The following is a 12,756-nucleotide window of genomic DNA, read 5'->3' as shown; positions in this document are numbered from 1 at the left end:
TGCTTTCCTCCTATTTAGAAAATACTGAATATTTTATAATATTTAGAATACAGAAATAGATTATAGGGAGTGAGTATATTGTTAAAAGTTCTATCAACTTCAGCTTTAACCCTTGCTCTGGCAGGAAGTGCCGTTTTTGCAGGAGCAGGGCCTGCAGATACTCAGGCTAAGCAGGAAAGCAAGTATCAAATCAATCTTGCACATCATGTCGGTGCGTCTCCGGAACTTACTGCAAAAGCGAAGGAGCTGGGAATCGATCTGTCAAAGGCGGATCCGGCTGAGAAAGCAGCCAAGGCGGGAGCAAAATTCCAGCAGCCTGGCGACAATCATGTTGCATATAAGGAGGCGAAAGGGGATATTCCAGTTCTGGTTCTTCTGGCAAAGTATCCGGAAGGTGATGAGCCGGTTGGAGATATGCCTGGACAAGTTCCGGCTAAATATTATGAGGATTTAATCTTTGGGACAGAATATAATCCTTATGAGCTTCCTCAATTCCAGAAATATGATGGACCTGATGTTCCAAAGGACCGCACGATGCAAAACGCTTATAAAGAATCCAGCTATGGAAAAACGAACCTTGTCCGCAAGGAAAATACAGAGTTTGTCTGGGTGGAGATGCCAAAAGGTGCTTCCTACTATCTGGATCAGGAAGGTAAATATGCTGAAGACGGTAAATATGTAAATGGGAATGTGAATGGTGATGCCCATACAGGCGAATTCATTCGTGACTTGCTGAAAGCAGCAGACGATCAGGTTGATTTCTCAAAATATGCCGAGAATGGGGAAGTGCCTAACATTTTCGTCATTCATGAAGGAACAGGGGCTGAATTCAGCCGTGATCCGGCACAATTCTGGTCTCATAAGTGGAATATTCTGAGCGCCCTTTACTATGGCAAATACTATGAAACTGGCCAGCCGGCACCAGTAACAGAAGGAATGCCTGAAGAAGCATGGATTGACAAAACAGTTAAAGAAGATATGACCTATGATGGCGTACTCGTAAACAATTACAACATCCAGCCGGGAATCGGCGGAAACGTTGCCGGATTTGATACTGCCACAAACACTTATAAAGAAGAAGCAAAAACAGGTCCATTCCCGGCACAAACTGGGGTCTATGCCCATGAATTTGGACATGCATTGGGATTACCTGACTTTTATGATACGGTTTATAGCTCTGAAGGGGTAGGAAACTATTCTATGATGGCAGGCGGATCATGGCTGCGCTATCCGAATAAACCTGAATATGGCGGAAACTCTCCGGCACATTTTGATCCGTTCTCTAAGATTTTCTTAGGATGGGTAAATCCGGTTGAAGTGAAACCGGAAGATGGCGTGCAGGAAATCACATTGCCTGCAATCAATAAAGCAGATGCTGACAACGGCATTGTCAAAATGGAAGTGCCAGGCTCAAACGGCACTGAATACTTCCTATTTGAAAACGTTCAGCAGGATGGCTTTAATAAAGGATTTATCCGCCAGGGTGAAGACGCTAAAGGCTTAGTGGCGTGGCATGTAGATGAGAACATCATCAACCTGTACCAGACAGCCGGCTTCCGTCCAAACAATGTGGAAAACTGGATGAACAAACGCTTCCAGTACAACCAATCGGAAACAGCTAGTGACGGAACAGTCGTAACGCACTACGGCTTATCTGTTCTACAGGCTGATGGCAAGTATGACTTAGAGAAAAATCTAAACCGCGGGGATGCAGGCGATTTCTTCAAATCAGGAAGCAAAATCACACCTGTATCAGAAAATGTACACACAGGCTCTTACTATTTCTGGAAGGGCAACAGCTCAACCCCGGCTGACTCCGGAATCCATGTAACAGACATTAAAGAAAATGCGGATGGATCTATCACAGCGAAATTCTTCTATAATTCGAACAGCAGTACAAAATAATAGAATAAAAATCCGAGCAGAATGGCCTGCTCGGATTTTTATTTAAAGACTATTTTTCTCATATACTTTCAAATTAGCATATATGGCACCGATAACAGGTGCACTCAGATCCAGTATGTCAGCTTTCTCCAGCAAATAGCCAAAGAAGTGATCAGCTTCAATTGCCTGCCCTTTTTCCATATCTCGCTGCAGGGAGGATTTCATTTCATAACCCATTTCACGTATTTTGCTCACCTGGGTTTCTTCAATCCCTTCAGCCAGTGGAGCACCCAGCCCTCTCATTATGGCAGATGCCTCTTTTAGAACCTCTTTAACCGAATCCATCCCGAATGCCTGCTCACGAATCGGTCCGATTGGTGAGCGGAACAGGGAGGTGACACCGGAAAGCGTGGAGATAAACAGGTACTTATGCCACATCTCCTGTTCTATATTTTCAGAGAGACGGAGGTTTGCTTTTGTTCCTGAAAAAGCTTCATGAAGCTTCAGAATCCGTTCCGTTTTTTCGCCGGAACGCTCCCCGAAAACCAAGTCATGGACAGGGCTGGTATGAACCACTTTCCCATTTTCACCAAGAGTGGTTTCAATAAAGCAAAGTCCCCCGAGAACATTCTCTTCTCGAAAAGCAGCTGTCAGCTGATCCATATGGGCAATTCCATTTAAGAGAGGAAGAATCATAGTATTACTGTCTGTGTATGGACGGATATCCCTGATGGCTCCCGCAAGATGATAAGCTTTGGTAGAGAGCAGGATGACGTCGAATGAATCTGCCTCTTCTCCAGCCTGAATCGTTTTCGGCCCAGGAAACGCCATCTCCCCATGAACACTTTCCACGCGCAGCCCATATTTCTCAAGCTGCTGCTTTCTTTTCTCCCTTACCAAAAATGTAACATCCATGCCTTTTTCCAAAAGCCTTCCGCCAAAATAGCCTCCAATGGCTCCGGCTCCGACTATTAATATTCTCATACTATAGTGCCTCCTTTGGTTAAATGGAAAAGTGCACGCATGCACGTGCACTTTTTGCTAAATAAAATAGAAGAATATCCCGAATATGGATATCACGCCAAAAAGTAATTTAACAGAAAGAGAGAGAGAAGCTTCACCTTTCGCATTTATTCTCTTCTCTTCCTCATTTACTGCTTCCCGGTATTTGGGATTACAGCAGCCCATTAAGCAGATCTTTTCCAGCCGGAAATATCCTCTTCAAGCGGCAGATTATTCGCCCGCGCTTTTTTAGCAGCAGAGAAGAACAGGGCTACAAGAACAACTGTGCCGATTGCACCGCCAATCCAGGCAGTATTCCAGGATAAACCGAATCCGATAGGTGCATTTAAGATATACGTTAAGACCATCAGCAGCATGAAAGTACCCGGAATAAGTGAAATCCAGTAATTTTTCTTTGCGATATACAAGTACATGGCACCGACAAACAGTGCGATAACTGCTGTTGATTGGTTAGCCCAGCTGAAGTATCTCCATAGAATGTTAAAGTCGATTTGCGTAAGTGCCAGTGAAACTGCGAACAAAGGAATAGCGATCCACAAACGGCTTGAGAATTTCTTCTGAGCAAAATTAATATAATCAGCAATAATCATTCGTGCACTTCGGAAAGCGGTATCTCCAGAAGTGATTGGAAGGACAACGACTCCAAGAATAGCAAGTGTTCCGCCGATTGCACCAAGCATCATTGTGGAAGCTTCACTGACGACTGCTCCCGGACCGCCGTTTGCAAGGAAATCACTTAATCCGTTATAGCCATCAAACAAGCTCATTGCAGCAGCTGCCCAGATCATCGCGATAATTCCTTCTGCAATCATCATGCCATAGAAAATTTTGCGTCCCTGGTTCTCATTCTGAGTTGTACGGGAGATAATCGGAGTCTGTGTCGCATGGAAGCCGGAAAGAGCACCGCAAGTGATCGTGAAGAACAGCAATGGGAAAATAGGTGCGTTAGCCGGATGGAAATTCTGCAGAGAAATTTCCGGAATATCAGCTCCGGTTGCAACTAAACCGATACCAACGCCAAGTGCACTGATTAAAAGCAATGCTCCAAAGTATGGGTATAAGCGGCCAATAATTTTATCAACAGGCAGTAAAGTCGCCAAAATGTAATAAATGAAAATTGCAGCAATGATGAGGGTTACAGATACCTTCTGATCCATCACCACATAAAGCAGATCAGCCGGAGTCGTAACAAACACCGTACCAACCAATAACAGAAGCAGAACAGCGAAAGCGTTAACAACATGCTTCATGACTTTCCCGAGGAACTTGCTCGCAAGCTCAGGCAAATGAGCGCCGCGGTTGCGGATGGAAATCATTCCTGTTAAATAGTCATGAACAGCACCGGCAAAAATACAGCCGACCACAATCCAGATAAAAGCAACAGGCCCGTAAAGAGCTCCCATGATCGGACCGAAAATCGGTCCGGTGCCAGCAATATTCAACAGCTGGATTAACGAGTTCTTAGGTGTGCTCATAGCGATGTAATCCACACCGTCAGCATGTGTATAGGCAGGTGTTGTACGTGCCTCCTTCACACCGAAGACTTTTTCAACAAACTTGCCGTACGTAAAATAACCTACAATTAAAAGTGCAATACAGGCTAAAAAAGTAATCATATTTATCCCCCTTTATGAATGCGTTTACATTAATTATATAAAAGAAGGAGAAAATTTGAACAATTTGTGTCCAAGATGTAAAAAATGAAGATTAAAAGGCAATGAAGGGAGATTAAGATGCATGGAAAAACGGAAGTTCGTTTGAAAATTCACTATATTATGATTGGAAAGAGGGTGGGGTACATATTTTAGATCAAGTGCAATTAACCTCGAGGTCAGTACAACCCTAATTCAAAGTGCACTCGCATCCCCAAGCAGCAAACTCCACCCCCAAAAACAAAAAAGCACCGTCCCCGATGCTATTTCACAATTCCAATCGCACCCTCAGTGCCTTCACATAGTTCCTGCTCACAGACAAGAGTTCTTCCCGGCCTTCCATCTCAAGCTGATAGGCCCCGTTAAACCAGGGAGATAGTCGAGTTACATAATCCAGATTCACCAGGTAACTTTTGTGAATCCTGAAAAAAGAGAAGGGCAATAGCCGGCTCTCCAAATCCTTCAGCGGGGTTTTGGTTTCATGCTCTCCGGTTCTGGTGATAATCCGGGATACTTTTTCATCCCGGCCGATATAGAGGATCTCTTTTGGCTCCAGGTATAAAATTTCCCCATCTTCTTCAACAGCCAGTTTGCCGGCCGGCTTGCCGATGTCATTTTCTTTTTTTGCGCCAATCAATTTTTCCACGCGCCTGATGGTCTGCTCGAGCTGTTCCTCGTCGTAGGGCTTCAGTAAGTAATCGGTAGCTTCATAGCGGAAGGCTTCAGCAGCAAACTGCGGATAGGCCGTTGCAAAGATGATAAGCGGCACTTTTTTCAGCTCGTGCAGGGATTTGGCCGCTTCCATTCCATTCATTTTGGGCATCTCCACATCAAGGAAAACAACATCCGGCTGAAGCTGGATGGCTTTCATCACCGCTGCTTCACCCGATTCAGCCTCACCGATAACTTGAATTGCAGGAAATTTCTCGAGTAAATGCTTTAATTCATCTCTGCTGTAGCGTTCGTCATCAGCGATTAAAGTTCGGATCGTTTTTTCCATCAGCTTTTTTCCTCCGTTTGTGGAATGGCGAATTGAATGGCAGTGCCGGCGCCTGGCGTGCTCGCTATTTGCAGTGAAGCATCTTCACCAAACATCATCGTCAGCCTGCGGTTAATGTTATAGAGCGCAAGTCCGGATCCCGATTCTGACATCAGGGTTTCTTTGCCAATCTGGTCAGATCTCTCCTTGCTCATGCCCTCTCCGTTATCCTTCACTTTCACTATCGTCATTCCATCCCGTTTCATAATTTTGATCATAATGAGACAGTCATGTTCTTTGTCTTTAATCCCATGCTTTACGGCATTTTCCACAATCGGCTGCAAAGTGAGCGGCGGAATTCTTTCCAAAAGGGCCTCTTCCTCAATGTCATATATGACTTCGAGCCGATCTACGAACCGGGTTTCTTCTATTGACAAATAGGCCTTTACATGTCTGAGCTCTTGTTCAAGAGTCGTACAGCTGACGGTTGTGGCTGTCAGGTTCTGGCGCAGAAAATGTGAAAGAGATACAAGCAATTTCCGTGCCTGGGCAGGCTCAATCCGCACAAGCGAGATTATTGTATTTAATGAATTAAATAAAAAATGCGGTGAGATTTGCGCCTGCAGCGCTTTAATTTCAGCTTCTTTTGCCAGCTGGTAGGCTTTATCAGCTTCAGCAATTTCGAGCTGACTGCTGAGCAGTACACTGAGCCCCGAAATCAGCTCCATCACGAGATTTGTCATTTCTTTTTCCGAAGTAAAGTAAAACTTCAGCGTTCCAATGGTTTCACCGCGCAGCTTTAAAGGAGCGACAATGGCAGCACCAAGAGGACAGTTTTCCTGCCGGCAGTGAATGGCCTGGTCATTGGCAGCCACAATTTCTCCGTGTTGAATGACATCCCGTGTAATCTGGGTCTGAATCGGGCTTCCGGAACGGTGATGGTCATTTCCAAGGCCGACATGAGCAAGGATTTCAGTGTGATTGGTGATTGCAACTGCTTTCATTTGAAGTTCCTTATGTAAAATCAGGCAGACTGCCAGAGCGGACTTAGGATTGATGCCTTCCCGAAGGTGTGCGAGCGTCTGATCAGCAATCCGCAGCGTTTTCTGTGCGTGAAAAGCACCTGCTTTTTCTTCTTCGTTAATGACATTTTTTATGATCAGCAAGAATAAGGCACTGCCAAGCCCATTTGCTATTATCATAGGGATTCCAATCATTTCGACAAGTGCGATCGCTTTTTCCATGGGCCGTGATATTCCAAGGATAATCAGCATTTGCACGGCTTCAGCCGCAGCACCAATGAAGAAGGCTGATGATAGCTTCACATGTTCGTTCTTTCGGCGGAAAAAGCCGGCAAGCAGCCCCGCCACTATGGACGCCAGCCCGCAGGCAATCCCGGTAAAGCCTCCTAGCGTAAACCGGTGGAATCCAGCGATAATTCCTGCGCCAATCCCTACTTTAGGGCCGCCAAGCAATCCGGCGAGTACGACCCCGATCACCCTGGAATTGGCGATGGCTTCATCGGAGGCAAGCTCGGATGCCCAGCGGTTAAACTGGAGTGTGTCTGTATTGAAGGCAAGCCCGGAATAAGTTCCAATGATGCCAAAGAAACCAAAAAAAAGAATGGCTTTATACTCCTGCTGCCGTTTTAATCTTTCACCATAAATCATCTCTCTGAAAAAGCGGAACCTTGTCAGAATCAGCGCAATCGTGACAATGATTCCAAGCCGCTCCAGCATTGTAATCAGCAGTTCAAGCATCCTTTATGCCCCTTTAACCAAGTCTATTATCATCATTTTAATAGATTAAAGAGTAAATGAAAAATGGCCTGTTTGAATTTTTCAAAAAAATCGCAGGCTTTTTATAAATAATTGTCGAAAATATCTTGTTAGCAGGCTTTTTTCCTGCTTTTTTCCGATAATAATGGAGCTGACAAAATGATCGAATATAAAATGGATATAGAAGGAATATCACCAGATATGCTGGACGGTTTTTTTGACGGGTGGCCAAATCCGCCGAGCCCTGAAAAACATCTGAAGCTTTTAAAAAACAGCACGAAGATTGTGCTTGCCGTTGACCGCGATAAACATGCAGTGGCCGGATTCATCACAGCAATCAGCGATGGAGTGCTATCTGCCTATATTCCCCTGCTTGAAGTACTGCCTGAATACCAGCAGCAGGGAATCGGCCGAAAGCTGATCACCCGAATGCTTGAAGAGCTGGACGGCATTTACATGATCGATATTATGTGCGACCCTGAATTACAGCCGTTTTATGAAAAGTTCGGAATGATCAAATCTTCGGGAATGGTGCAGCGTAATTATCATAATCAATCAGGAAAGCAGTAACAGGGGAAACTGGAAGCTGGGTATCCCTTTAATTTAGTTTATCTAAAAAGAGGAGGCCAAGTAATTGGACACAGAAATTCTCAATATTTTTGATGATAACCGAAAACAAATCGGTATAGCTTCTCGTGAAGAGGTTCATCAAAAAGGCCACTGGCATGAAACTTTCCATTGCTGGTTTGTTAGCAGGGAACATGATCAGGAATATATTTATTTTCAATACCGCAGCAATGACAAAAAGGATTACCCCGGACTTCTGGACATAACCGCTGCAGGCCACCTCATGAGCCATGAATCTGTCATGGACGGCATGAGGGAAGTGGAGGAAGAGCTGGGGATTCATGTTGATTTTGAGGACTTGGTGCCACTGGGTGTCATTGAATATCTTGCAGAGAAAGAAAATTTTATCGACAAAGAACTGGCGCATGTATTTCTTTATGACAGCGTTCATACACTGGAGGAGTTCAACCCGCAGCTGGAAGAAGTAACAGGAATCTACCGGATTGCTCTGGAGGACTTCTATGAGCTTTGGTTTGAAGGAAGAGAACATATTAAGGCAGAAGGGTTTCAGGTTGAAAGAGATGAAAGAATCACCTCTGCCATTACAGTGCGCAAAGAGGACTTTGTTCCGCATGAGGATTACTATTACAGGCGCGTACTGCATTCAATTCGGGAGATGGAGAGGGAGCATGCTGATTAAGACTGAAGAAGATATAGTGAAGGCGGTAAAGCAGGACAAATGGATGATGACCATCCTAACAGCCGCAAAGTCACTAGACCTCCCTGACTGGTGGGTCTGTGCCGGCTTCGTGAGAGCAAAAGTCTGGGATACTCTTCATGGATTCAGTCAGAGAACTCACTTGCCGGATGTGGATGTCGTTTATTTTAATAAGAGTGACCTTAGCGAAGAAACGGAAAAAGAACTGGAGTCTAAGCTTAAATCCCTTCTGCCCAAAGTGCCATGGTCAGTTAAAAATGAGGCAAGAATGCATCTCATTAATGACCTTTCCCCATATACTTCATCAGTGGATGCAATCTCGAAATTTCCTGAAACGGCGACTGCCCTTGGATTAAAGCTTGATGACAAAAACAATATTATATTAACTGCTCCATGGGAGATCGAGGACTTGCTTGCTCTTAAAATAAAGCCCACACCTATGTTTGCTGAAAATAGCAAGTTATTTGGAGTATACCTGCAGCGAATTGAAAAAAAGAACTGGAAATTATTATGGCCTGAGATAGAAGAAATTCAATCAAACGTTTGATTGATAGCAAGAACCACTGAAAAAGTGTTTTTAATACTGATGTTGCACATGATTATTAGGTTTTTATCAAGAGAAAATGCGAATTCTTATTAAGCGTGCCACATTTAGATTATAATAGAGAAATAACAACTAAAGAAAAGGCAGGATTCTGTATGATTGTAAAAAACGAAGAAGAATTAGCAAAACTGAAGGAAATCGGCAAAATTGTCGCGGAGATTCGCGATGTGATGATTGAAAAAACCAAGCCAGGCATAACAACCAAAGAGCTTGATGATTTAGCCGGAGAGCTGTTCGAAAAGCACGGAGCGATTTCAGGCCCTAAAGGAGAATACGACTTTCCAGGCTTTACTTGCATAAGCGTGAACGAAGAAGTGGCCCATGGGATTCCGGGAAGCCGCATAATAAAAGAAGGCGATCTTGTAAACATTGATGTTTCAGGATCAAAGGATGGCTATTTCGCAGACACAGGCCTATCTTTTGTCGTTGGTGAAGACGAGAAGCTGCAAAAGTTATGTGATGCGGCACAGGAAGCTTTTGATGAAGGCCTGAAAAAATTAAAGCCGGGCGGCAAGCTGAGCCTTGTTGGTAAAACGGTTCATAAAGTCGCAAGAAACAATGGATTCAACGTAATCATGAATTTGACCGGCCACGGTGTAGGCCGCTCCCTTCATGAGAAGCCGGACCATATCCTGAACTATTTTGATCCATGGGATAAGCAGCTGCTAAGAGAAGGAATGGTTGTAGCCTTCGAACCGTTTATCTCAAGCGGAGATGAAGAAGTCAGAGAAATGAGCGACGGCTGGACGTTCGTCACACCTAATAAAAGCCATGTCGCCCAATGTGAACATACCGTTGTTGTCACAAAAGAAGGACCCATTATCTTAACGAAATAATCATGAACCAGGGGCATTGAATGTTCCTGGTTTATTTACTTTTAAGATTTATTAAAAAACACTTGAACATTCCAAAGCATTCAGCTAGAATAATAAAAATTTCAAATTTTAAAGTAATGACAGAAATCAGTAGCTGTTTTCTCCCTGTTTTAGAGAGCTGATGCCCGGTGAAAATCAGCACATAGATAACAGTGAATTACCTTCTTGAACTTTCTCTGTGAACAGAAGTAGCAGGGACCGGCTCGGACCGTTAATCCGCTGAGTGGAAGAGCAATCTTCAATAAGGGTGGTACCGCGTTAACCACGTCCCTTTCTTTAGGGACGTGGATTTTTGTATTCCAAAAATAGAAAGGATGGAAATCATGGACAATTTTTTCGAAAAATTAACTGCCCAACAAAAGCTTGAAACAGAGAGGCAGCTTGAGATTTACTGCAATGGTGTCCAGGAGATTCTGCCAAAAGCCGAATTGAAGAATAAAATAGCCAAATCCATTTTTCAAAATCAGCCTTTAAAAATTAAGCTGGGTCTTGATCCCTCTGCTCCGGATGTCCATATCGGCCATACGGTCGTGCTGAATAAATTAAAGCAGTTCCAGGACAACGGCCACGTCATTCAGCTGATCATTGGCGATTTTACAGGGAAAATTGGCGACCCGACAGGGAAATCGGCAGCCCGAAATCAACTCACAGATGAAGAGGTGAAGCATAATGCCAAAACATACTTCGAGCAGTTCAGCAAAGTGCTGGACATGGACAAAGTTGATCTTCATTACAATTCAGCATGGCTCTCTGACCTCCAGCTTGAAGACGTTATCCGCCTGTCTGCAAGCATAACGGTTGCACGCCTGCTGGAACGCAATGACTTTTCAGAACGGCTGGCCACAGGTAAGCCGATCTCGCTTCATGAGTTTTTCTACCCGCTGATGCAGGGCTACGACTCGGTTGCTCTTGAAAGCGATATCGAGCTTGGCGGCAATGACCAGCACTTCAATGTTTTAATGGGCCGCCATCTGCAGGAGCATTTTCAAAAGGAAAAGCAGGTCGTCATCCTGATGCCGCTCCTTGAGGGCCTGGATGGCAAAGAGAAAATGTCCAAATCGAAAAACAATTACATCGGTGTGGATGAGGATCCTAATAATATGTACGGCAAAACCATGTCCATACCGGATGAGCTGATCGCAAAATACTTCAATCTCGCAACAGATTTGCCGGTGACCGAAAAACAGCAAATCGCAGAAGGGCTGGAAGACGGAACTCTTCATCCGCGTGATGCCAAGATGCTTTTAGGCCGAACAATCGTCCGCATGTACCATGGTGCAGGTGCAGCCGATAAAGCCGAACAGCATTTCAAAACCATTTTCCAAAAAGGAGCCATGCCAAATGAGATTCCGGAAACCGAATGGAAGGGCGATGATGAAATGCTCATTACGGACCTGATTGTCAGCCTTGGCCTGCTTTCCTCCAAAACGGAAGCAAGAAAAATGATTGCAGGAGGCGGAATCCGCTTAAACGGTGAAAAAGTCAGCGATGTAAAGCTGCTCGTGAAAATTACAGACGGATTAGTTCTTCAGGCAGGAAAAAGAAAGTTTGTGAAACTGAGGCTGAACTAGGCAAATCGCTTCTTTCCCCAATCCTTTTCAAGCTATGATAGAATAGACGAAATTTTTAAAGAAAAGCGGGTGGAAGAAATGAAAGCAATCATTCATGAAGGAAAAGCCGGTCTCGCCGGGTTATCTTCTGGTGAAATTGAAATGCCTGAGCCGGGTGCCGGCGAAGTCAGGGTGAAATTAAAAACGGCAGGACTGAACCATCGTGATTTATTTGTCCTGAACCGCCACAAGCCGGAAGACCCTGCGCTGGTCATCGGTTCAGACGGAGCGGGAATCATCGACGCAGTCGGAGATGGCGTTAGAGACGTGAAGCCAGGCGATGAAGTCATCATCAATCCCGGACTTGGCTGGAAGGAAAAAAGCGGGGCACCGCCGGCCGGCTTTGAAATTGTCGGCTTGCCGTTTCATGGCACATTCGCGGAATACATCATTATTCCGGCTGAAAACGCAGCACCCAAGCCAGGATATTTAACCTGGGAGGAAGCAGGCGTCCTTTCCCTGGCAGCACTAACTGCCTACAGGGCATTATTCACAAGAGGAAAGCTTCAGGCAGGCATGAAGGTGTTCATCCCCGGAATTGGAGGGGGAGTGGCCACCTTCCTAATGCAATTCGCAAAAGCGGCAGGGGCAACTGTGTATGTGGCTTCCCGTTCAGAGGAGAAATGCCGGAGAGCTCTTGACCTTGGTGCTGATAAAGCCTTGAACAGCAGTGAAGATTGGACGAAGGCACTTGACGGTGAAAAGGTGGATCTTGTTATTGAATCTGTTGGCCCGGCTACATTTAATAAATCTCTGGAAATCCTTCGCAACGGCGGTACCATTGTAACATTTGGCTCATCTACAGGCGATGTGCTGGACCTTAATCTCCGCAGTCTCTTTTACGCACAGCAAAACCTGCTTGGTTCAACAATGGGAAGTGCAGAGGAATACCATGAAATGCTCCATTTTATAGAAGAGCATCAAATCAGGCCGGTAGTGGATCAGGCATTTCACCTTGAACAATATAAGCAGGCTTTTGATCGAATTGAAAACGCAGAGCAATGGGGCAAAATTGCCTTTACAATCAGATAAAACCTAAACACCTCGGAACAGAGGTGTTTTTTAT

At 44.8% G+C, this 12,756-nt stretch carries 11 protein-coding genes and 1 other annotated feature; of the genes, 7 read left to right on the top strand and 4 right to left on the bottom strand.

Annotated features, from left to right (window positions below; translation table 11 throughout):
- The first annotated feature begins 78 nt into the window (after nt 1–78).
- Nucleotides 79–1,905: a M6 family metalloprotease domain-containing protein gene (locus ACTHRG_RS05860; RefSeq protein ID WP_076257656.1), complete on the top strand. Its 1,827-nt coding sequence runs from the start codon at nt 79–81 to the stop codon at nt 1,903–1,905.
- Nucleotides 1,906–1,947: 42 nt separating this feature from the next.
- Here ACTHRG_RS05860 and ACTHRG_RS05855 read toward each other — a convergent pair whose 3' ends face one another.
- The 4 genes from ACTHRG_RS05855 to ACTHRG_RS05840 all read right to left on the bottom strand — a co-directional run bounded on the left by ACTHRG_RS05855 (nt 1,948) and on the right by ACTHRG_RS05840 (nt 7,298).
- Nucleotides 1,948–2,868 carry a ketopantoate reductase family protein gene (locus ACTHRG_RS05855; RefSeq protein ID WP_076257655.1) on the bottom strand — a complete coding sequence of 307 codons (921 nt, stop codon included), beginning with the start codon at nt 2,866–2,868 and terminating at the stop codon, nt 1,948–1,950.
- A 203-nt stretch (nt 2,869–3,071) separates the two neighbouring features.
- On the bottom strand, nt 3,072–4,523 hold the full coding sequence (locus ACTHRG_RS05850; RefSeq protein ID WP_076257654.1) for a carbon starvation CstA family protein: 1,452 nt from the start codon (nt 4,521–4,523) through the stop codon (nt 3,072–3,074).
- Between the two features lie 304 nt (nt 4,524–4,827).
- Nucleotides 4,828–5,559 carry a LytR/AlgR family response regulator transcription factor gene (locus ACTHRG_RS05845; RefSeq protein ID WP_076257653.1) on the bottom strand — a complete coding sequence of 244 codons (732 nt, stop codon included), beginning with the start codon at nt 5,557–5,559 and terminating at the stop codon, nt 4,828–4,830.
- Nucleotides 5,559–7,298 carry a sensor histidine kinase gene (locus tag ACTHRG_RS05840; RefSeq protein WP_076257652.1) on the bottom strand — a complete coding sequence of 580 codons (1,740 nt, stop codon included), beginning with the start codon at nt 7,296–7,298 and terminating at the stop codon, nt 5,559–5,561. The genes ACTHRG_RS05845 and ACTHRG_RS05840 overlap by 1 nt, the downstream gene beginning before the upstream one ends.
- Before the next feature lie 177 nt (nt 7,299–7,475).
- On the opposite strand from ACTHRG_RS05840, the gene ACTHRG_RS05835 reads away from it, so the two are divergent.
- From ACTHRG_RS05835 to ACTHRG_RS05810, 6 genes are all read left to right on the top strand, one after another.
- Entirely contained in the window at nt 7,476–7,886 is a 411-nt protein-coding gene (locus tag ACTHRG_RS05835) for a GNAT family N-acetyltransferase (protein WP_076257651.1), read from the top strand.
- 64 nt (nt 7,887–7,950) lie between these two features.
- Nucleotides 7,951–8,583 carry an NUDIX hydrolase gene (locus ACTHRG_RS05830; protein WP_076257650.1) on the top strand — a complete coding sequence of 211 codons (633 nt, stop codon included), beginning with the start codon at nt 7,951–7,953 and terminating at the stop codon, nt 8,581–8,583.
- A complete protein-coding gene (locus ACTHRG_RS05825; RefSeq protein ID WP_076257649.1) occupies nt 8,573–9,148 on the top strand; it encodes a nucleotidyltransferase family protein in 576 nt (191 codons plus the stop codon). Before ACTHRG_RS05830 ends, ACTHRG_RS05825 begins: the two co-directional genes overlap by 11 nt.
- Before the next feature lie 152 nt (nt 9,149–9,300).
- The gene (map, locus tag ACTHRG_RS05820) at nt 9,301–10,041 is read left to right on the top strand and encodes a type I methionyl aminopeptidase (protein WP_076257648.1); all 741 of its coding nucleotides are present in this window, start codon (nt 9,301–9,303) and stop codon (nt 10,039–10,041) included.
- A gap of 107 nt (nt 10,042–10,148) precedes the next feature.
- Nucleotides 10,149–10,355: a binding site (T-box leader), on the top strand.
- 48 nt (nt 10,356–10,403) lie between these two features.
- Nucleotides 10,404–11,651, top strand: coding sequence for a tyrosine--tRNA ligase (tyrS, locus tag ACTHRG_RS05815; protein ID WP_076257647.1), 1,248 nt, complete (start codon nt 10,404–10,406; stop codon nt 11,649–11,651).
- A 78-nt stretch (nt 11,652–11,729) separates the two neighbouring features.
- Nucleotides 11,730–12,722: a zinc-binding dehydrogenase gene (locus tag ACTHRG_RS05810; RefSeq protein ID WP_076257646.1), complete on the top strand. Its 993-nt coding sequence runs from the start codon at nt 11,730–11,732 to the stop codon at nt 12,720–12,722.
- The last annotated feature ends 34 nt before the right edge of the window (nt 12,723–12,756 follow it).

The sequence above is a fragment of the Cytobacillus sp. SAFR-174 genome (assembly GCF_051964675.1).
Classification (GTDB): Bacteria; Bacillota; Bacilli; order Bacillales; family Cytobacillaceae; genus Cytobacillus.
This window is presented reverse-complemented; position numbering and strand designations above follow the sequence as displayed.

Bases quoted from the DNA above. Each gene is read 5' to 3' on its own strand.
- ACTHRG_RS05855 (WP_076257655.1), bottom strand. From the start codon at position 2,868: ATGAGAATATTAATAGTCGGAGCCGGAGCCATTGGAGGCTATTTTGGC.
- ACTHRG_RS05850 (WP_076257654.1), bottom strand. From the start codon at position 4,523: ATGATTACTTTTTTAGCCTGTATTGCACTTTTAATTGTAGGTTATTTT.
- ACTHRG_RS05845 (WP_076257653.1), bottom strand. From the start codon at position 5,559: ATGGAAAAAACGATCCGAACTTTAATCGCTGATGACGAACGCTACAGC.
- ACTHRG_RS05840 (WP_076257652.1), bottom strand. From the start codon at position 7,298: ATGCTTGAACTGCTGATTACAATGCTGGAGCGGCTTGGAATCATTGTC.
- ACTHRG_RS05835 (WP_076257651.1), top strand. From the start codon at position 7,476: ATGATCGAATATAAAATGGATATAGAAGGAATATCACCAGATATGCTG.
- ACTHRG_RS05825 (WP_076257649.1), top strand. From the start codon at position 8,573: ATGCTGATTAAGACTGAAGAAGATATAGTGAAGGCGGTAAAGCAGGAC.
- map (WP_076257648.1), top strand. From the start codon at position 9,301: ATGATTGTAAAAAACGAAGAAGAATTAGCAAAACTGAAGGAAATCGGC.
- tyrS (WP_076257647.1), top strand. From the start codon at position 10,404: ATGGACAATTTTTTCGAAAAATTAACTGCCCAACAAAAGCTTGAAACA.
- ACTHRG_RS05810 (WP_076257646.1), top strand. From the start codon at position 11,730: ATGAAAGCAATCATTCATGAAGGAAAAGCCGGTCTCGCCGGGTTATCT.